Consider the following 19617-nt stretch of genomic DNA (forward strand, 5'->3'; position numbering starts at 1 on the left):
ATCACCGCTTCCCACGGCGGTCGAGGAACTCCGCGGGTGGCATGAGGTCCCACTCGGGCAGCTCCAGCGCGATGTCCCGTTCGGCGACACCGTGGCGCGGAGCCGTCACCGGCTGGGGCGGGGTCTGGTCCTGGCTGTGGGCTGGACCGGGCATGGTCAGGCTCCTCGCAGCTGATCGGGTGCGGTGGCGACGAAGGCGGTCGCGGTGAGCCCTTCCGCGAACGTGCGCAACGACTGCGCCTTCGCGATCTCCCGTTGCCACTCGCCGCGCAAGTCCACGAGCTCGGCGATCGCCCCTCGCAGCTTCACGACGGCGGCGACGCGGCGCTGGTCGCCCTTGCGGCGGATCTCCGCCCGGCGGGCAGGCAGCGCCCTGATGTCGAACACGGCCCACATGCCCAGCGCCGCCGCCACGACCAGCATGAACAAGGCGAACCCGCTGGCACCGCCGATCGCCGAGAGCAACGCGACCAGCAGCGCCAGACCGCCGAAGACCGCGGCGACCTGAGCCGCGCCGCTCATCCGCACCGCGCTGACGGCCTTCTCGGTCTCCCGGTCGACGTGCTCGGAGAGGGAACCGACCAGGCGCTGCTCGTCGGTGTCGCCGTCCACCCAGCCGGTCCAGCCCTCGGCGCGCAGCTCGACCCTGGACGGCATGGAGGCGAGGTTGCCCGCTTCGAGCCTGCCCGCGCCCTGCACCAGCCAGTCGCGCGCCAGTGCCAGCGTGAACCGCTGGGTGCCGGGCGAGGCGCCCGCCCGGTCGCCGTGCAACGCGGCGTTGCTGAGCAGCGTGAGGAAGTCGACCGTCTGCTCGTGCAGCGGGTCCTCGGCGGCCATCACCTTCTTCGCCACGTCGTGGTCGCCGTCCGCGTTCACGACGGCCTGCAGCCACGCTTCCCTCTTGCGGTACGGGGCTTCCTCGGCGTCGAAGTCGCGCACCAGTCCGTCGAGGATGTTGTCGACCCGCACGTGGAGGTCGTGGCTCTGCGGTACGGGCGTGTCGAACGTGGCGCGCAGCATCTCCTCCGTCGCGCCGTGCACGGTCGCGCCCTCGAACATGTCCTTGAGCTGCGGCCAGGTCGGGCTGAGCACGGGCAGCAGCTGGTAGCGCGCGTCCACCGGCCGGCGCATCGTGTCGATCATCTTGGCCCAGCGCCCGACCTGTCTGTCCACGGTGTCCTGGTCCTGGCTCATCCGGCCGTACCACTCGGACATCTGTTCCAGCAGCATGGGTTTCGCCTCGCGCCCGAACGTGCCGGTGGACACCGCGTCCAGCACGACCACGAACTCCGGCGACAGCTTCGCCGGATCCTGCCGCGCGGCGTACTGCCGCACCCAGGCGGCGGTCGCCCGATCGCGCTGGTGCCGGCGCAGGACAAGGGCGAAGAACAACGAGGCCTTGTCGTTGTCCCTGCGCAGCGCCTCACCGATGGCCTTGGTCGCGAGCTCCGGTTCGTCCCTGATCCAGGCGGCGACGGCGATGAGCGCGGGGGCGAGCCAGTAGCCGGGGGTGCGCAGCATCAGCTCCTCGGACAGGTCGCGGATCGCTCCCTGCGAGACGATGCCCGCGTCGAGTGCCTGCAACGTGCCGGTGGCGAGCTCGCGCACCTCGGCGAACTTCCCGAACTTGTCGCCGAGCTCACCGCGCACCTCCAGGATCTGGACCTGCGCCAGCTGGAGGTTCTGCCGCAGCTCGTCGCGGCGGACGTACTCGACGAACTGCGCCTTGAGGCCCAGGAGTTCCTGCTGGGTGTTGTCCTGGTTGCGCTGCACGGTCGACACCGCGCCATGCAGGGCGACCTGCTGCTGGCCAAGTACTTCCTGGTTGCGCGTCACCTGGTTCAGAGCGCGGACCACCCCGCTGAGGTCGGGGACGTTTACCGTGTTCACCGGTCACTCTCCAGCAGAACGATCGAGCCGTCGGGGCGGACGCACACCAGGCGGTCCGGGTAGACCTCGATGGCGAGGTAGTGGTCGGACTCCGCAAGAGATCGCGCGCGGTCCATGCCGTGCGGCAACGCTTCTCCGGTGCGGTAGTGCGAGATGATGGAGCCGTCCATCGCGAGTGTGTGCACTTCGTACGGTGCGCCGAGGTAGCAGCGTGCGACGATTCCCACTGGTGTGGAACAGAACTTGTCGGCGAACTCCCGGTGCACGGCGTCGACGAGCTCGCTGATGTCGGCCGTGGCCAGCTTGCCGGCGCCGTCGAGCGCCTTCAACGAACGCAGATAACGCGCTGAACGACCCCCGGAGAGCACCTTTGTTCCCACTCCGGCGATCGAGCCGGTCGTCCGTCCGATCCGCGCGGCGGAGTCGGATCTGTTGTTCATCAGTGGCCTCGGCACGCCACCAGCTCCCTCATGTCCATCCAGGACGTCACGCGTTCGATGCCGGTCACATCGATCGCAGCGGAGAAACCATTACGCCAGGCGGAACTTCCATCGAACAGTCACTCGACCGGAGCAACGTTCACCGGGAGAACACCAGCAGCCACGCCACGGTCAGCGCGGCCGCAGCCCACAGAGCGACGTTCACGAGCTCGGCACCGCGCGCGATCCGTTGCCGCAGCGGCAAGCGCGGACGGCACACCTGGCCGTCGTCCGCGATCAGCTCTCGCACCAGTACCGTTCCCGACCTGTCCCTCCGGCCGTACACCTGGACGCCGGTGCCCTCCGCGGGCAGGCCGCGCCGTGTGGAACCCCTGACCTGGCAGGGGTGTTCGGCACCGGTCACGTCCTTCACCCAGAACGGGTGCACTTCGGTCGCGCCCGGTCTCGGCGCCCAGCGGTGCAGGGCGAACGTCGCCGCCGTGACCACTCCGATGACCAGAACCGCCTTGGCCAGCATCGACACCCCTCCCACCACCGGGCTCAACGCCGCCTCGGCGACGGCGAAAGCCACGCTCCCCCACAAGGCGGGAGCCGTGCTTCGTCTCACAGGAGGTTCCTGACGGACGGCCCCGATCCGGGTGATGGTGCCGACCGCCACCCGGCCCGGTACTTGCTGGTCCGTCAGTTCTCCCGATGGGGGAAGGTCCTCGGTCATCGCGCTCTCCTCGTCATGTGGGAAACATCGCGCGAGGTGGTGGCGATTGTTTCTGGTGGATGTGGCTCAGGGAAGGACGGACCCGCATGGAAGACACCGAGAACACCGGTGTGACAAGGGAGAACGCAGGTTCGCCACGGGTTCCGCTGTGGGGTCCCGCGCCGGGCTCCGGTCCACCGGGACAACCCGGTCCGCCGGCGCCGGCGTTCGAGTACCCGCCCCCGGCCGATGCGCCCACCGAGTTCACGAGCGGACCCGCCGCGCCCGCGAGTGCCCGAAAACCCATGGAGGGCAGGGCGGTCGCCGCGGCCGTGATCGTGTCGTTCGTGGTCGTCGCGGCCGTGGTCGTCGTGAGCTATGTGCGCGATGAGGGGCAGCCCTCCACCGGAACCAACGCCGCCGGAACGCCATTCCCCGCGACCACGACTGGATTCGCCTCCGTCACCGCGACCACGGCGCCACCGGTGAGACCCACGACCACTCGGCCGTCCACTCCGGCGTCCAGTTCCGCGTCCACTCCGGTGGGCTACCGCGGTGTGACAGGCCCGAACGGGATCTTCGTCTCGATCCCGCAGAACTGGACGGTCGCCTCGGGCAGCCAGGTGACCAACCACCAGGCCGACGACCCCGCCACGCCGGGCGCTGTGGTCCGCTACGGCGCGAGTGCCTCCGAGGCACGCCCGCTCTACGACGCCGTCGCCGCCAACGAGTCCGGGGTGAGGACGGGATACCAGCGGATCAAGCTGGCCACCGTGTCGTCGGGCGCCGAGGTCGTGGAATGGGAGTTCCTGTACGCGGTGGAAGGCGTGCAGCGGCACGCGTTCGCGCGTTACTGGCGGCGTGCGGGCCTCGACTACATCGTCTACGGCGCCTCGAACGCGATCGACTGGCCGCAGACCCAGCAGGTCGTCCGCACCGTGGTGGCCTCGGCGGGACCGGTCGCCTGACCGTCCGATGAGGACGGTGATCACCGGACCGGAGAGGAAGAAGTGGTGGTACGCAGAGCGCTCGTGGTGGGAGCGGAGACACTCGGTCTCACCGGGGTTCACAACGACGTGCAGGCGATGAGTTCGGTGCTGGCGGATCGTGGTTTCGCCGTCGACCTGAGAGAAGGGCATGCCGCCACCCGCGCCGGAATCCTCGACGGATACGAGAAACTGATTTCCGAGAGCGCGCAGGGCGACTGTGCGGTCGTCCACTTCTCGGGTCACGGTGCCCTGTTCTCCAGTGAGGAGAACCGCCGAGGTCCGCAGGAGGACGTCCAGTCCATCGTTCCGATGGACTTCGCCCAGTCGACCGCCGACGACTTCCTCGGCATCTCGAGTCTCGAACTGCGGGTGCTGCTCGCCCGGCTCACCGCGAACTGCCGCAACGCCTTGGTGGTGCTGGACTGCTGCCACGCCGCGCACATGTCGCGCGACCCCGATATGCGGCCGCGCGCGACCACGCACCCGGCCCACCTGGACGTCGCGGCGCACAACGCGCGGAGAGTCCGCGAAGGCATGCGAATCGATCTTCTCGACCCCGTCGGCAACCCGAACGCTGTGCGACTGGTCGCGTGCGCGCCGGAGCAGACGTCCTACGAGTACACCAACGGCAAGGGGGTGCGCATCGGCCTGATGACGGAGTCGTTCTGCCTCGCCCTGGCCGAGGCCGGTGCCCAGCGCGTCACGTGGACGGCGCTGATGGGCCGGATCCGCAGGCGGGTCGAGCTGCTCGCACCCACGCAACGACCGGAGGTGGAAGGGCCGTCCCGCAGGTTCCTCTTCGAGGAGGAGGGCTCCGACGAGGTCGGCGCGCTCGCGGTCGTTCCCCTTGACCGGAGCCGGATCTCACTGCCCGCGGCACGTCTTGCCGGCGTGGCGGTCGGCGACGAGTTCACCGTCGCCGAGCCGCCGGACGAGCGACCAGTGCTCGCCGACATCGCGGTCCAGGGCTTCGACGGACTGGCGGCGGTGGCCGGGGTGACGTTCCGCGGCGCGGTGGCCGCGGTGCCGGTGGGTGCGGTGGCCCGGCCGAGCCAGGTCGCGGCGCGTCCGTGGCCGGTGCGGGTCAACGGGACCGGAGCGACCGCGGATCGGCTGCGCGCCGCGATCGAGGCCGACCCGGTCCTGCGGGCGGTCACCGACGACGATCGCGACGCCCCGGTGCTCGCCGACGTCGACGGCGAACCGCGACCACTGGACCTGGTGGGCGCCTTGCTCCACCACGACGATCGCGTGTACGTGAAGCTGCGCAACGAGAGCAACCGCGCTCTCTTCTTCAACGTCGTCGACCTCGGCGCGGACAGCGCGGTCACTCTCGTGCTCCACGCGGACCGAAGCGGCCTGCTGCTGGACGCGGGCGAGGAGTACGTCATCGGTCTGCATGGCGACGGTGTGCTGCAGGGTGTCGCGCTCTACTGGCCCGACGGCCTGCCGGCGGGAGTGCCGAGGCTCGAAACGGTTTTGGTCCTGGTGTCCTCCGTGCGGGAGGACCTGACCGCCGTGTGCCAGGAGGGGCTGCGCGGCTTCCCGCCCGGCCAGCCGATGAGCCGCGCGCTGAGGACGGGCTCCACGTTGCAGCGCATGCTCGCACACGCCGCGATCGGCGGCGCCCGGGAGATCGTGCCGGAACGCGTCCGCGCGAGTACGAAATATGCCACGCGCCGGTTGGACTTCTTGCTGTCCCCACTGGAAAGACCTCCTGCGGAGACCACTCGGTTCCTCGTCGACGTACGTCCTGAGCGGTCGGTCCGGTTGCTGCGGCCGCGATCCGGAGACACCGCCACCGTCGAGATCAGGCTGACCGAACTCGTGCTGCACGGCCAGGTCCCCGGTGATCGGGTGGACGTGGTCGTCGTCGTGGGTGGTGCCGACGGCGTTCCCTCCTATCGGGCGAGGACGATCAGGTTCGACGGTGCGCCGCCGTCCGGCGTGGTGCTCGACCGGGGGGAGGCGAGCGGTCAGCTGGACCTGGCGGTCTGGGTCACCGCGGACGACGGCGCCGTCGCGGAACTGCCGGAGTTGCTGGCGGCGCGGGTGGGCCCGGCCGGACTCCGGAAGATGGCGGGCAGGCTCGCCGGTCGCGCGTCCGCGCAGCCCTGGGCGGCGGCCGCACCGGCGTGTGCCGTCGCCTCAGCGGAGATCGTCGACATCGCCGACGGCCTGCTGTCCACTGCGAACACCCGCACAGCGATCTACCGCACCACCGTGCTGGCGAGCGAGAACTTCGGCGCCGGCCGTCACCCGGAACGAAAGCTGTTGCGGGCGGGCGCCTTCTCCCTCGCGCACGAGATCAGCGTCAGTCGTCCTTAGTGGAGGGTGTGTCGTGGGTGGAACCGCAGTCGAGAACGTGCCTGGAGGACTTGTCGACCTCCTGCGGGCAACCGCTACCAGCGAGGGTGCGGCGGCCGTGCGCGCAGAGGCATCGGTGTCCGCCTATGCGCGGGCCTGGCGGGAGGTGGAACGCCTGGAACCCGCCGATGTCGCGGTGACGGCGTGGCGGCACTACACCTGGCACGGGTGCTGGCTGGCGTTGCCGGACGGCACCGCGCGAGGGATGGCCGACATCGGCGGCCGGTTGTTCGAACGGCCGTCTCGGCCCGTCGGCGGCGCTGACGCCGAGGACGTCCTCATCGGAGGGCTGCTGACCTCGTTGCGGGACAGCCGCGCGATCCTGCGGCCGATGCCCGCCGGGTTCGTGTCGCCCGACGACCTGCTCGCGGAGTACCACTCGACCATCGCCGAGATCGACGAGGCACGGGCCGCACTGGCCGAGCGCGCGGATCTGCTGGGACACCTGGACCTGCTGGCCGCGGACCTGACGATGCGAGCGGGACGGCCGGGAGCGTGGGAGCGCTGGCGGTCCGCCTGTGACCGGATGGAGTCCGCACGGGACGAGCCGGGACTGGCCGCAGCCGCACTGGTCGCAGGGGACTGGTACGCCGCACCGATGACATCGCCGCTGGTGTGGAACTGCCTGCCCGCCGTCGTCGCCACCAACCTGGGCTGGATCTTCGACGACGAGGTGGAAAGGGCGGAGTTCGGCGTTGGTCAGTCGCGTGAAGCCGACCTGGCCTACACCGAGGCGGCCGCGCGTTATGCCGCGCTGGCCAGCGACGCCGGCCTTGCCGCTGTGTCGTTGCGGCGTGCCTACCTCGCGGTGACCGACGAACGCCCGGGTGATGCGGTGGTGCTGGCGGACCAGGCGCGCCGGACGTTCGAACGAACGGGCCGCCCGCTCGACACGGCCGTCGCCGCCGTGCACGGCGCCCTGGCGGCGATCGCCGACGGCCGGTTGCCGGAGGACGTCGCGGCCGCCGACCTCGCAGCCGACCTCGGCCGCGCCCAGATCGGACACGCGCCGGTGATCGGCCTGGGAATGCTCTGCGCGCGGATGGGCCGGGTCTGGCTCCGGCGGGACCAGCGGGAACGTGCGACGGCGTCCTTCGGGCTGGCCGAGCGGATCTTCCTCGGGGTGGAGGAGCCACGTCTGCGCGCGCAGACGCTCACCGAGATCGCTGCGATCGCCGCCGCCACCGGAGATGTCGCCGCGGCTCGAGTCGCAGGGCTCGACGCACTGGCGGCCGACCCCGCTCCGCTGGCCGAGCCCGCCGATCCCTCGGACGACCGCCGTACCTGGCGGGCGTTCCTCGCGGCGTGGACGCACGGTCTCGCGTCCGCGACGCGAGACCTCGAAGGCAAGTCCGTCGCGCTGACGATGCTCCGTGAGGTCGTCGAACCGTTGCGAGCGAGGCTGCCGGAGCTCACCGGCTCCCCGCGCCACAAAGCAGAGTTGCTCGTGTCGCTGCTCGACAGCACGGCCGATCGGATCGAGACGCTGCTGTACTTGGCGCGGCAGGCACAGGACGAGGGCGACGAGGTGCGCGCCGCCGAGTTCTTCGCCGAGGCACGCGCGGCACTCGGCAACGAACACTCGCGCGACCACCACGAGGCCGTGATCGCGCTCTACGAAGGCGACCACCCGCTGGCGTCGGACGCGTTCGAGCGTTACCTCACCCAAGCTCTGTCCACTGTGGATGACACGGTGGAGGGACTGCGGGAGAAGCGCCATCTGTGGCGGGAAGGGCTCGCGTTGCAGGTGAACGCGGGCAACCGGCACCGGGCGAGAACACACCTCGCGGAGCTGGCGCGAACAGGCGATCCGTGGTGGGCGGCGCTCGGCCCGGCCTGGCTCATGCTGGACCTGCGAGCCAGACTGCTCGAACTGGAAGGTGATCTCCCGGCCGCCTCGGCGGTGCTGGACGACGCGCTGACGCGGATCGAGTCGGTGCGCGCCACACTTCGCCGCGAGGACGCGAAACGGTCGTTCTTCGGCACCGACGACGTCCAGAACGCCTACCTCGACGCCGTCCGGGTCGCGCTGACCCTCACCGCGCAGGCCCGCGCGGACGGCGACGACGCGGCGGTCACCCGCTGGAGCAGCCACGCGGTCAACTGCGCGGAACGGGGCCGCGCACGCGCGCTGCTCGATCTCATGATGGCGGACCAGGCGCTCGACGCGGCAGGACTGCCGCCGGACCTGACTGCGCGATGGCGCTCCGCGAGTGCCGAAGTCGCGTTGGCCCGACAACGCGTCGATGCCACGGTCCAGCGTGGTGGCACGGCTTCAGACCTGCGAAAGCGGCTGGACGCGGCCACCGCGGCGCTCCAGGCCGTCGAGACCGAGCTTCGCGGGACGAACCCCCGCTTCGCCGGACTGGTGAACCCCCAGGCCGAGGTCAGCGACCTCGACGAGATCGCGGCCGCCCTGCCTCCCGGCACGCTGGTGATCGCATACGCCGTGGGACGCCGCGACCTGCTGTCGTGGGCGATCAGCGCCGACGGTGTGGTGGCCGAGCATCGCGTGTCCGGCCTGACCGGACTAGGTCACCTCGTCGACCGCACAGTTCACGCCTGTGCGAACGGCGGCACGTTCATCGACACCGCCACAACTCTGTCCGATCTGGTGCTCGAACCGTTGCGCGCCGCCATCGACGGTGCGACGGCGCTGCTCGTCGTGCCTGCCGGTCCGCTGCTGCGCCTGCCGTTCGGCGTGCTGCCGTGGAACGGCGCGCCACTTGCCGAGACGCTGCCGCTCACCGTGCTCCCGAGCGCGAGCGCATTGTGCCGCGAACCCGCTGCGGGCGTCGGGACCGGCGCGCCGCTCGTCGTCGGTGACCCGGAGGCCATGGCATTCGGCCGGCAACCCGCCGGCGCCCTGCCGGGCAGCAGAGTCGAGGCGGTGTGCGTCGCACGCTTGCTGCCCGGTGCGACACTGCTGCTCGGCAAGGAAGCAACAGGGGAAACCGTGCGTGCGGCGCTATCGGACGCGCCCCTGATCCACCTCGCGACACACGGCGTTCTGGAGACCGAAGCACCACTCGCTTCCGCCGTCCTGCTGGCGTTCGGCGACAACCTCTCGACCGCGGAACTCGTGGGACAGCGCCTCGCCGCCGGCCTCGTCGTGCTGAGCGCCTGCCACACCGGCACAGGACAGGTGGTGCGCAACGACGAACTGCTCGGCCTCGGCCGCACGTTGCTCGCGGCCGGCGCCCGGTCCGCCGTGGTGAGCCTCTGGGCGGTGCGGGACCTCTCCGCGGCGCTGCTGATGGCGGAGTTCCACCGGCACCGCCAAGAGGGCATGCCGGACAGCACAGCGTTGAAGTCCGCGTGCCGTTTCATCCGCAGGCTCGACCGGGACAGCGCCCAAGCCGCACTGGACGAACTGACGGAGTTCGACCCGTCTCTCAAGGACGCGCTCAGGGACTCCGCGCGCAACCTCGCGACCTGGCCCGCCGGATCAACGCCGTACACGCATCCCCAGCACTGGGCGCCGTTCGTCCTGATCTCAACGGCCTCGCCCGCAGCGACATGCCCGTGATGTCGGCTTGTTGATCCGGGCCGCCCGCGAGTCCGCAGCGTCACTGATAGGAGACCATCGACGGTTTCGGCTCGTAGGCCATGGTCTGCTCCGGGGTGAGCATCGGCTTGTCCTCGTCGTAGAAGTTCTTCCAGCCCATCGGCAGGTCCTTGGGACGCGCTGTCACGACGGAGTCCCATGTGGACACCTTTTCGCCCGTGGTGCCCTGCCCGTCCATGTGGATGAGCAGCTGCACCTCGTCACGGGAGGTGTCGAGCGACTGTTCGTTCCGGATCATCGACAGCTGGAACTGGTGCACCACGAGCAACTTCTGCGGCAGGACCTTCGCGGCGGTCAGGTCGGCGAGCCACGCCGAGACCTCGTTGATCTCCGCGGCGTCGACGCCGCCGATCTGCTGGAGCGGCACCTGGTTCGGTGCCAGCTTCCACTCGGGGTCTACGGCCAGGCCGACGTGGGACATTTCCAGCAGCGGCGCGTACCTCTTGGCCTGGTCCACCAGGCCGGCCCTGCCCGGTTGCAGGTCCAGGATCACGTAGAGGCCTTCCTGCCCGGCCCTCTCCACCCACGGACGCAACGCCTCGACGTCGGTCTCGCCCGAGTAGTCGCCGTCCGGGCCGGGGGAGCCGTGGGCGACGGTGACGATGATCTCCAGGGTGGGCACGACGGGAACGTCGCTCAGCGGCTCGTAGTCGGCGGCCAGTTTCTTGGCACGCGCGATGGTGCCTTCGAGGTCCTGTTCACCGAGTGCGCCTAGTGCGGGACCGTCGGGGTGGCCGTAGAGGCAGACCAGCAGCCTGCCCGGGAACAGGACCTGCCCGCCGCCGGGCAGCGAACCACCGCGGACCGCTGTGTCGGCCTGCCTGCGCAGCCGGTCGGGCGGACCGAAGTCCTTGCCCAGAGCCAGCAGCGTGGCGGACGGCGCCGCGCGCAGTGCGTCGATCGCCGCCGGTTCGCTCCGCGGATCGTCGCCGCGCACCGCGGCGATGCGCGCTCCCGCTGCCCTTGCCGTGGCAATGGCGGCCACGTCGTCACGGTCGGTGTCCGCCAGCACCGTGACGTCCACGGGGCGGGCGGGTTCGACGGCTGGCAGTCCGGCGGGCAGTTCCGTGGCACCGTTCTCCGGCGTGTCGATCCCGATCACCTTGACCGGGCCCTTCCACGCCTCGACCTCACGGCGCGCGTCGCCGCCGACGGTGAGCACGACCTGTGGTGACAGCCTTCCCACTTCGTCGCGCACGGACGCGACGCCTGGGGAGGCCGATCCGTCCAGGGCGGGGAGCTGGAGCACCGGCACTCCCAGGCGTTCCGCGATGGCGCTCGCGCCGGCCGAGGCCGCGCGGTCCGCGGCCACCACCACGACGGGGGCGCTGCGGAAGAGGGCCGAACTCACCGCGACCGCCGAGTCCGCACCAGGCTGGACGTCCAGCACGACGGTCTGCTCGGACGGCACGGCCACCTCGGCCGTCACCGCGGCGGTCGCTCCGTCCAGCGTGAGCCCGAACGGCCCGGAGGAGCAGCTCGTGACCAGCACGGAGACCGCCACAGCGAGGCACCAGCGCTTCCGAGCCGCCATCTGATCGCGTTTCGCCACTTCGACCGCCCCGTGTGGTCGGAACATCCGTTGCGCGAGGGGTAACCGGCGGGAAGCCGGAATCCCGTCGGCCACGCGTTGACCACCCGAAAGTGGAACGGTGATGCCCGTCCTGCGCGCAGGGACCTAGTCGCCCGCGCAGGAGTTCCCGGCAGGGGAGCGGACCTTGGACAGGAGCGAGCGCAGCTGGCCGGCGTCGGCGGGGGACAGGTCGGCCAGCAGCTCGCGTTCGATCGTGTCGATGGTGCTTTCCATGGCCGTGAGCGCGGAGCGGCCCTGTTCGGACATCTCGACGATGTGCCTGCGGCGGTCCTCGGGGTCGCGCTTGCGCTCGGCGAGGCCGGCGTTCTCCAGGTCGTTGAGGATCGCGACGAGGACGCTGGGGTCGACGTCCAGCACGTCCAGCAGGCTTTGCTGGCTCGTCGGACCGTTTTCGCACAGGTGCGACAGCGTGTAGCCGTGCCTGGGCGTGAGTCCGTAAGCGCTCAACTGCCTGCGCAGCCGGGCGTCGACGTCCCTGCCCAGGTGCATCAGGAGCATTCCGACCCGTTCCCCGTCCACCCCACAACTATAGCGGCCGACCAGATCATTGAGCCGGGTCAATGATCTGCTATGTTCCACCGTATGTTCATCGCAACGCTTGTTCTCAGTGCACTACTCGCCGTCGCCTTCATCGGGGCCGGGGTCTCGAAGGTCATGAAGGTGCCCGCGATGGTCACCGCCGCCGAGGCGCACGGGTTCACCGCGGACAGCTACCGCAACATCGGCCTGCTGGAGATCGCGGGCGCCGCGGGTCTGCTCATCGGCCTGTGGTGGGCGCCGCTGGGCATCGCTGCGGCTCTCGGCCTCACGGTGCTGATGGCGGGCGCGGTGATCGTCCACGTGCGTGCCAAGGACAAGGTCGCCGAGACCGTGCCCGCGGCCGTGCTCACGCTGCTCGCGGCGGCCGCGCTGGTGCTGCACATCGCGAACGCCTGAGGGTCGATCTACACCGGGACGCGGCTGTACCGGCTGACCGGCCGCGCCAGGCCGTAGTGCTCCCGCAACGTCCGGCCGGTGTACTCCGTCCGGAACAGGCCGCGTGCCCGCAACAGCGGTACGACCTGGTCGACGAAGTCCTCCAGCCCGGACGGCAACAGCGGTGCCATCACGTTGAAGCCGTCGGCGGCGCCCGTGGTGAACCACAGCTCGACGTGGTCGGCGATCTGCTCCGGAGTGCCGGCCACGACCTGGTGACCGCGTCCGCCACCGAGCCGGCCGAGGAGCTGCCGCAACGTGAGCTTCTCCCGCTCGGCCAGGTCGCGGACGAGTTCGAAACGGCTCTTGGCGCCGTTGACGTGGCTGACCGGCGGGAGTTCGGGCAGCCGCTCGTCCAGCGGATGCCCGGTCAGGTCGATGCCGATCAGCTCGGTCAGCTGGCGCACCGCCCGCGTGGGGATGATGAGGTCGTCGAGCTCGGCGGCCAGTGCGAGCGCCTCGGCCTCGGTGCCACCGAGCACGGGAACGATGCCGGGCAGGACCAGGAGGTCGTTCTCGGCACGGCCGAACGCGACGACGCGGCGCTTCAGGTCGGTGTAGAACGCGGTCGCTTCCTCGTGGGTCTGCTGCGCGGTGAACACGGCTTCGGCCCAGGCCGAGGCGAACGTCCTGCCGTCCTCACTGGAACCCGCCTGCACGAGCAACGGACGGCCCTGCGGGCTGCGGACGGCGTTGAGCGGGCCGCGCACCGAGAAGAACCGGCCTTTGTGGTTGATCTCGTGCACCTTGGTGTCGTCGGCGAAGACACCGGTCTCCTGGTCGATGACCAGGGCGTCGTCCTCCCACGAGTCCCACAGGGCGGTGACGACGTCGAGGAACTCGCCGGCGCGCCGGTAGCGCTCGGCGTGCTCGGTGTTGACCTCGCGGTTGAAGTTCTGCGCGGACCGGTCCTGCGCGGTGGTGACGATGTTCCAGCCGGCGCGGCCGCCGCTGATGTGGTCGAGCGAGGAGAACAGGCGGGCGAGGTTGTAGGGCTCGCTGAAACCGGTGGACGCGGTGGCGATCAGTCCGATGTGGTCGGTCACCTGCGAGAGCGCGGTGAGCAGGGTCAGGGGCTCGAACCGGCCTGCGGCGGTGTGCTTGACGTCGCCCCAGATCTGCACGCCGTCGGCGAGGAACACCGAGTCGAACGTACCGCGTTCGGCGATGCGCGCGAGGTTCTGGAAGTGCGCGACGTCGTCGAGTGCGCGCGGGTCGGTGCGCGGGTGCCGCCAGGCGGCCTCGTGGTGACCGACGCCCATCAGGAACGCGTTGAGGTGGAGCTCGCGTGCGGACAACTTCAGACTCCTTGCCAGACGGGGTTTCGAATGCTCAGGGGGTCGGCGTAGAGGGCGTCGAGCTGCACGGCACCCGCCGCGACGGCCAGGACGTCCTCGCCGAAACTGCTCGCCAGCACCACGTCGCCGGACGCGCGTGACATCGCCGCCACCTCGTCGCGCAACGCGGCGGCGCACGAGGGCAGCCGGTTCGTGCCGAGCTCGGTGACGACCAGGACCTCGGGGTCGAGGAAGTCGAACAGCACGGCCGCGGCACGCCCGACCAGGCGCGCTCGCTCGGCGAGGTTCGCTTTGGCCTCGGCCGATCCGGCGAGCGCGGCGTCGACGAGGTCGAAGATCAGCGGCCTGCTGATCACCCCGGCGCGGAACGCCCTCGTGGCCCACGCCCGGTCCGACACGGTGGCCTCCAGGCAGCCGCGCTTGCCGCACGCGCAGGTGACGGCCGGGTCACCGAGGGCCAGGTGCGCCACGTCGCCGGCCGCCGCGCGCGGTCCGAGGTGCGCTGCGCCGCCCGTGACGATCGCGGCGCCGACGACGTTGCCGACGAAGAGGTGCAGCAAGGACTCGCGGCCACGTGCGGCGCCGAAGAGCTGCTCGGCGCGTGCGAGTGCCCTGGCGTGGCTGTCGACCCGCACGGGCAGCCCGGTGCGGGCGGTCAGCAGGTCCCGGACCTCGGTGTCGCGCCAGCCGAGTGAGGCGTGCCGGACGATCACGCCGTGCGCCGGGTCGACCCAGCCACCCGCGGCCACGCCGAGACCGATCGGGATGTGCCCCGGCAACCGCTCGGCGTGCAACGCCAGCAGCTGGTCGGCGGCCGTGGTGAGCACCTCGTGCGGGTCGTCCGGGGTGCCGTGCGGGATCTCCCGCCGGACCAGCACGCCACCGCGCAGGTCGACCAGCGTCAGCGTGCAGTGCAGGTGCGCGACGTGGATGCCGGCCACGACGTGCCTGGTGGTGTCGATGTCCACCGGCACGTGTGGACGGCCGATTCCCTGGTAGGGCACCGCTTCCGGGACCTCCACGAGCAGACCGAGGTCGCTGAGCGCGGCGCAGGCACGGGTCACCGCGGCCGGGCTCAGGCCGCACGCCCTGGCGAGAGCACTGCGCGCGATCGGCCCGTGCCGCAGCACCGCGCCGAGCACCACCGACGCGGCCGCGCTCACGAGATCAACGGCTGGCCGGCCGGGGACAGCGCGGGACCGATCGCCCGCGCGGCTCCCGGCGTGCGGCCGCTGCCCCAGCCGATCTCCCTGCGGTAGCTGCCGAGCAGACCGCTGTGCCGCAGGTGTTCCTCGTCGTGCGCGAACGACTCCGCGGGCAGCGGGTGCGTCTGCGGGGCGACGAACAGCGCGTCGGCCGGGCAGTTCGCCTCGCACTGGAAGCACGTCTGGCAGTCGGACTGCCTGCTGATGACCGGAAGCCCGTCCTCACCGCGGTCGAACACGTTGGTGGGACACACCTCGATGCACTTGTCGCAGGTGATGCACCGCTCCGCCGACACGAGTTCGATCACGTCAGTGCTCCCTCCGGTCGTGCCCACACCTCGTCCAGCCCGCCGGAGGTGATCCGATGGTGCTGGGCGGGGTCGAGATCGGGGCGGTCGAGTCGCTTGGCCATGCCACGGCTTTCGTTGCGCGCCAGTGCGGACGTGTACATCCACCGTGCGTGCGCGACCATCGCCGCCGCCTGGCGGGCGGGCACGGCCGCGGCACCCTCGGCGCGCAGCCCGGACCGCACCGACGACCAGGCACCGTCGAGTTCCTTCAGTGCGGTCCGCAGCACGTCGCCGTGGCGCAGGTAGTTCTTGTCGTAAGGGAGCACCTCGGCCTGTACGGTCCGGATGATCTCGGCCACGTCGACGTCCGAGGAACCACCGGTGGGACGCAGTCCGGCGCCACCCGCGGCGCTCACCTGCCGGGTCCCGCGTCCCAGCGCACGGGCGAACTGCGCGGCGGCCCGGCCGGCCCACGAGCCGGACGAGATGGCCCACGCGGCGTTGTGGCTGCCACCGCCGGTGAACCCGCCGCAGATCAGCTCCCGGGTCGCCGCGTCACCCGCCACGTACAGGCCGGGAACCGTGGTGCCGCAGCCGTCGTCCACGATCCGGATCCCGCCGGTGCCGCGCACGGTGCCCTCGGCCAGCAGCGTGACCGCGAACGTGTCGGTGAACGGGTTGACGCCCAGCCGGTCGAAGGTGAGGAAGAAGTTGGGCTGGGCCAGCCGCATCGCCTTCCGCGCCGCGTCGTCGGCCAGGTCGAGCTTGCAGAACACCTTCTCGGACAACAGGGTCCGCGCGATCACCGAACGACCCCGCTGGCTGCCCGCGCCTTCGAGCACCTCGCCGTCGGCGCGGTAGAAGGTGGCGTAGTTGTAGAACGCGGTCTTCGTGACCGACGTGTGCTCGGGCGCGATGCCGTAGGCGTTCGAGAACTCCATGCCGGACAGCTCGGCGCCGAGCTCCGCGGCGAGCAGCGCGCCGTCGCCGGTGTTGACGTTGCAGCCGAACGCCTTGCTCAGGAACGCGCAACCGCCCGTTGCGAGCACCACCGCGCCCGCGCGCACCTCGAACGGGCGGCCGGCCTGCCGCTGGTACCCGGCCGCACCCGCGACCGCGCCGTCGGCATCGACCAGGAGTTCGGTGACAGGGCTGTGGTCGAGGATCGTCACTCCGGCGCGTTTGACGCGGATCCGCTGGCGCCGCATGTACTCCGGACCTTGCAGCCCGTTGCGCAGCGAGGTGCCGTCGAGGCCGACGGGGAACGGGTAGCGGCCTGCATCGGCCAGTTCGTTTATCCGTTCGTAGGTCTCGTCGAGCACTCGCGCCATCCAGCGCCGGTCAGCGAGGTAACCGCCGAGAGCCTCCCGGCTCGCCATGGCGGCCTCCCGCGCCTTCTCCTCCGGTGGCACGTACCAGACGCCGGTGCCACCGGACGCGGTCGCGCCGCTGGTCCCGCAGTAGCCCTTGTCCGCCAGCACCACCGAGGCGCCCTGTCCGGCGGCCTTGAGCGCGGCCCAGGTGGCGGCCGGTCCGCCGCCCACCACCAGCACGTCAGCTGTGAGCGTCATGGAAGTCTCCCTCATGCTCCGACCGGGACGCGCCAGGACGTGAAGCGGCGCTCCAGGCTGACCAGCACCTGGTTGAACAGCACACCGATGGCGGAGATCGTGATGATCCCCGCGTACATCTGCGGGATCGCGAAGTTGAACTGCGAGGCGTTGATCAGGTAGCCCAGGCCGGCCTTCGCACCGACCATCTCCGCGGCCACCAGCACCAGGATGGACACCGCGCCCGCGAGCCGGATGCCGGTGAACACCGTCGGTACCGCCGCGGGCAGGATCACCTTCTGGAACAACCGGAACCCCGACAGGTCCATCGACCGCGCGAGCCGCAGCAGGGTCGGGTCGACCGCCCGCACCGCGCTGATCGTGTTGAGCAGGATCGGCCAGGCGCAGGCGTAGAACACGATCGCGATCTTCGACGTCTCACCGATGCCCAGCAGCAGCACGAACACCGGCAGCAACGCGAGCGCGGCGGTGTTGCGGAAGACCTCCAGCAGCGGCCCGAGCAGGGTGGCCACCGGCTTGTACCAGCCGATCAGCAGACCGAGCGGCACGGCGGCGGCGACCGCGAGACCGAAGCCGGACAACGACCGCACCAGGCTCGCCTGGGTGTTGTCGAGCAGCTTCCCGCTCACCGCGAGGTCCCACCAGGCCTGCACGACGGTCGAGAACGGCGGCAGGAACGTGGCGTCCACCAGTCCGAGCCGCGGAGCGGCCTCCCAGACCGCCAGCAGCACCGCGATCGCCGCGATCTTGCTGATGCCGGTCAGCAGCGCGTCGGCCACCCGCGACAAGGTCCTTTGTGGACTTTTCGGTGCGGGCGCACGGCGGTCATCGATCTTCGGCGGGGTTTCCAGCACTGCGGTCATGCGCCCACCACCTCCTTCTCCTGTTGCTGTGCCCGGGACACCTCGTCGTGCAGCAGGTCCCAGATGCGGTGCCGGTAGCGGGCGAACTCGGTGCTGGAGCGCAGGTCGTCCTGCTTCGTCCGGTCGCCGAGGTCGATGGTCACGGTCTCCTTGACCCGGCCGGGGCGGGACGTCAGCACGACCACGCGCTGGCCGAGGTAGACGGCCTCGTCGATGGAGTGCGTGATGAAGACGACGGTCTTGCCGGTGCGCTGCCAGATGCGCAGCAGCTCGTCCTGCAACGACTCCCTGGTCTGCGCGTCCAGTGCGGCGAACGGCTCGTCCATCAGCAGCACCTGCGGGTCGTAGGCGAGGCTGCGGGCGATCGCGACGCGCTGCCGCATGCCACCGGACAGCTGGTGCGGATGGCGGTCCTCGAACCCGGTCAGGCCGACCAGGTCGAGGAACTCGCGAGCCCGTGCCGCGCGCTGCCGGCGGGGGACGCCGGTCGCCTCCAGCCCGAACTCGACGTTGCCCTGAGCGGTCCGCCACGGCAGCAGCGCGTACTGCTGGAACACGATGCCGCGATCGAGCCCCGGCCCGGTGACCTGCTTGCCGTCGAGCACGATCTCGCCCCCGGTCGGCGCGGTAAGGCCGCCGAGCAGGTCGAGCAACGTCGACTTGCCGCACCCGCTGGGCCCGACCAGCACGACGAACTCGCCCCGCTCCACGTCGAGGTCGATGGTGTCCACCGCGGTGAACTCGGTGTGCTGCCGGGAGCCGCGAACCTTGACCTCGAAACGCTTCGTGACGCCGCGGAACTCGATGTGGGCGCTCATCGGGCGAGCTCGTTGTACTCGTTGGTGTACAGGTCGGTGAGCTTCACCTGGTCTTTGGTGATCTCCCCGCGTTCGGCGAGCCAGTCGACCCAGATGGAGAGCTCCTCGTCGAGGATCTTGCCGCCCTTCTGCGCGACCCCGGTGGACTTCCAGTACCTCAGCGCCGCCGGGTCCTCGTTGCGGCCACGCCTGGTGAGGATCTCGACCTTGCGCGCCACCACCTGTTCGCGCGGCGTGGTGCGGCTCCACTCGATCGCCTTGGCGACGCCGCCGGTGAACGTGCGGACCGTGCCGGGGCTGTCCCGCAGGAACTTCTCGGTGAAGACGTAGGTGCCGGCGGTGAACGGGCCGAGCAGGTCGAAGTCGGAGAACAGCTTGCGGACGCCGCCCTTCTCCAAGGCCTTGTCCCGCAGGATGCCGCCGAGCACGCCGACCTCGATCTGCTTCTGCCGCACCGACTGCTCGACGTTCACCGGCGGCACGACGATCGGCTCGACCTTCTTGACCTCGTCCTGGCTCAGGCCCGCGCGCTTGAGGTAGATGCCGAGCATGGCCTCGTGGTGCGCGCCGAGCGTGTTCATCCCGACCTTCTTGCCGAGCAGGTCGCGCGCCGTTCTGACCGGACTGTCGTCGAGCACGTAGAAGCCGCTGTAGGCGTGCTCGTCCGAGCCGTAGTAGCCGATCACCGACCGGATCGGCGCGCCGGCGGCCTTGAGCTTGACGACGGCTCCGTTGAACGCGCCGCCGAAGTCCACCTGTCCGGTGGCGGCGGACTGGATGTCCTGCGGGCCGCTGATCGTGTTGCCGACCCACTCCAGCTTCACGTCACCGAGGTAGCCGAGGTCCGCGGCCAGTTCGGGCAGTGACACGTCACCCGCCCAGCCCTGGTAGCGCAGCGTCTTGGTCTCCACGCCCGCGCCGGACGCGGTCGAGCAGCCGACCGTCGCCGCGGTCAGGCCGAAGAGGGTGAGGCCGAGGAAGTTCCGTCGCGTCGTGGTCACGGCAGGTCCTTTGCTGAAGGGAAAATGGGCACGCCGAAGTAGCGGGACGATCTG

The 19617-nt window shown here is 70.6% G+C and carries 17 protein-coding genes; 4 read left to right on the top strand and 13 right to left on the bottom strand.

Annotated features, from left to right (window positions below):
- Window position 1: 1 nt before the first annotated feature.
- From LX88_RS21490 to LX88_RS21505, 4 genes are all read right to left on the bottom strand, one after another.
- Window positions 2–154 (bottom strand): hypothetical protein, encoded by a 153-nt coding sequence (locus LX88_RS21490; protein WP_170176405.1) that lies wholly within the window; start codon window positions 152–154, stop codon window positions 2–4.
- A gap of 2 nt (window positions 155–156) precedes the next feature.
- Window positions 157–1890, bottom strand: coding sequence for a hypothetical protein (locus LX88_RS21495; RefSeq protein ID WP_258949579.1), 1734 nt, complete (start codon window positions 1888–1890; stop codon window positions 157–159).
- On the bottom strand, window positions 1887–2330 hold the full coding sequence (locus LX88_RS21500) for a hypothetical protein (protein WP_258949580.1): 444 nt from the start codon (window positions 2328–2330) through the stop codon (window positions 1887–1889). The genes LX88_RS21495 and LX88_RS21500 overlap by 4 nt, the downstream gene beginning before the upstream one ends.
- A 139-nt stretch (window positions 2331–2469) precedes the next feature.
- Window positions 2470–2901 carry a hypothetical protein gene (locus LX88_RS21505; protein WP_258949581.1) on the bottom strand — a complete coding sequence of 144 codons (432 nt, stop codon included), beginning with the start codon at window positions 2899–2901 and terminating at the stop codon, window positions 2470–2472.
- 230 nt (window positions 2902–3131) lie between these two features.
- Between LX88_RS21505 and LX88_RS21510 the strand changes: the two genes are divergently transcribed.
- From LX88_RS21510 to LX88_RS44350, 3 genes are read left to right on the top strand one after another with little or no spacing between them, the layout of a single operon-like run.
- Window positions 3132–3992, top strand: coding sequence for a hypothetical protein (locus LX88_RS21510; protein WP_258949582.1), 861 nt, complete (start codon window positions 3132–3134; stop codon window positions 3990–3992).
- 42 nt (window positions 3993–4034) lie between these two features.
- A complete protein-coding gene (locus LX88_RS21515; RefSeq protein ID WP_258949583.1) occupies window positions 4035–6341 on the top strand; it encodes a caspase family protein in 2307 nt (768 codons plus the stop codon).
- A gap of 13 nt (window positions 6342–6354) precedes the next feature.
- Window positions 6355–9909: a CHAT domain-containing protein gene (locus LX88_RS44350; RefSeq protein WP_258949584.1), complete on the top strand. Its 3555-nt coding sequence runs from the start codon at window positions 6355–6357 to the stop codon at window positions 9907–9909.
- 40 nt (window positions 9910–9949) lie between these two features.
- On the opposite strand, the gene LX88_RS21525 is transcribed toward LX88_RS44350, so the two are convergent.
- Window positions 9950–11452, bottom strand: a complete 1503-nt coding sequence (locus tag LX88_RS21525; protein ID WP_258949585.1) for a hypothetical protein — start codon at window positions 11450–11452, stop codon at window positions 9950–9952.
- 174 nt (window positions 11453–11626) lie between these two features.
- Complete coding sequence (locus tag LX88_RS21530) at window positions 11627–12061, bottom strand: MarR family winged helix-turn-helix transcriptional regulator (protein ID WP_258949586.1); 435 nt, start codon at window positions 12059–12061, stop codon at window positions 11627–11629.
- A 63-nt stretch (window positions 12062–12124) separates the two neighbouring features.
- On the opposite strand from LX88_RS21530, the gene LX88_RS21535 reads away from it, so the two are divergent.
- The gene (locus LX88_RS21535) at window positions 12125–12478 is read left to right on the top strand and encodes a DoxX family protein (protein ID WP_258949587.1); all 354 of its coding nucleotides are present in this window, start codon (window positions 12125–12127) and stop codon (window positions 12476–12478) included.
- Between the two features lie 8 nt (window positions 12479–12486).
- Here the strand turns inward: LX88_RS21535 and LX88_RS21540 are convergent, their stop codons facing one another.
- From LX88_RS21540 to LX88_RS21570, 7 genes are read right to left on the bottom strand one after another with little or no spacing between them, the layout of a single operon-like run.
- The gene (locus tag LX88_RS21540) at window positions 12487–13815 is read right to left on the bottom strand and encodes an LLM class flavin-dependent oxidoreductase (RefSeq protein ID WP_258949588.1); all 1329 of its coding nucleotides are present in this window, start codon (window positions 13813–13815) and stop codon (window positions 12487–12489) included.
- A 2-nt stretch (window positions 13816–13817) separates the two neighbouring features.
- A complete protein-coding gene (locus tag LX88_RS21545; protein ID WP_258949589.1) occupies window positions 13818–14978 on the bottom strand; it encodes an ROK family transcriptional regulator in 1161 nt (386 codons plus the stop codon).
- Window positions 14975–15328 carry a 4Fe-4S dicluster domain-containing protein gene (locus LX88_RS21550; RefSeq protein WP_258949590.1) on the bottom strand — a complete coding sequence of 118 codons (354 nt, stop codon included), beginning with the start codon at window positions 15326–15328 and terminating at the stop codon, window positions 14975–14977. The genes LX88_RS21545 and LX88_RS21550 overlap by 4 nt, the downstream gene beginning before the upstream one ends.
- The gene (locus LX88_RS21555; protein WP_258949591.1) at window positions 15325–16881 is read right to left on the bottom strand and encodes an FAD-dependent oxidoreductase; all 1557 of its coding nucleotides are present in this window, start codon (window positions 16879–16881) and stop codon (window positions 15325–15327) included. The genes LX88_RS21550 and LX88_RS21555 overlap by 4 nt, the downstream gene beginning before the upstream one ends.
- Before the next feature lie 11 nt (window positions 16882–16892).
- Complete coding sequence (locus tag LX88_RS21560; protein ID WP_258949592.1) at window positions 16893–17744, bottom strand: ABC transporter permease; 852 nt, start codon at window positions 17742–17744, stop codon at window positions 16893–16895.
- Complete coding sequence (locus LX88_RS21565) at window positions 17741–18562, bottom strand: ABC transporter ATP-binding protein (protein ID WP_258949593.1); 822 nt, start codon at window positions 18560–18562, stop codon at window positions 17741–17743. The genes LX88_RS21560 and LX88_RS21565 overlap by 4 nt, the downstream gene beginning before the upstream one ends.
- Window positions 18559–19563 carry an ABC transporter substrate-binding protein gene (locus tag LX88_RS21570; protein ID WP_258949594.1) on the bottom strand — a complete coding sequence of 335 codons (1005 nt, stop codon included), beginning with the start codon at window positions 19561–19563 and terminating at the stop codon, window positions 18559–18561. The genes LX88_RS21565 and LX88_RS21570 overlap by 4 nt, the downstream gene beginning before the upstream one ends.
- Window positions 19564–19617: the final 54 nt, after the last annotated feature.

This window comes from Lentzea californiensis (assembly GCF_024648825.1).
In the GTDB taxonomy this organism is placed as follows: domain Bacteria; phylum Actinomycetota; class Actinomycetes; order Mycobacteriales; family Pseudonocardiaceae; genus Lentzea; species Lentzea californiensis.

Excerpts from the sequence above, each read along its gene's own strand:
- LX88_RS21535 (WP_258949587.1), top strand. The coding sequence starts at position 12,125 with ATGTTCATCGCAACGCTTGTTCTCAGTGCACTACTCGCCGTCGCCTTC.
- LX88_RS21565 (WP_258949593.1), bottom strand. The coding sequence starts at position 18,562 with ATGAGCGCCCACATCGAGTTCCGCGGCGTCACGAAGCGTTTCGAGGTC.
- LX88_RS21500 (WP_258949580.1), bottom strand. The coding sequence starts at position 2,330 with ATGAACAACAGATCCGACTCCGCCGCGCGGATCGGACGGACGACCGGC.
- LX88_RS21560 (WP_258949592.1), bottom strand. The coding sequence starts at position 17,744 with ATGACCGCAGTGCTGGAAACCCCGCCGAAGATCGATGACCGCCGTGCG.
- LX88_RS21510 (WP_258949582.1), top strand. The coding sequence starts at position 3,132 with ATGGAAGACACCGAGAACACCGGTGTGACAAGGGAGAACGCAGGTTCG.
- LX88_RS21490 (WP_170176405.1), bottom strand. The coding sequence starts at position 154 with ATGCCCGGTCCAGCCCACAGCCAGGACCAGACCCCGCCCCAGCCGGTG.
- LX88_RS21555 (WP_258949591.1), bottom strand. The coding sequence starts at position 16,881 with ATGACGCTCACAGCTGACGTGCTGGTGGTGGGCGGCGGACCGGCCGCC.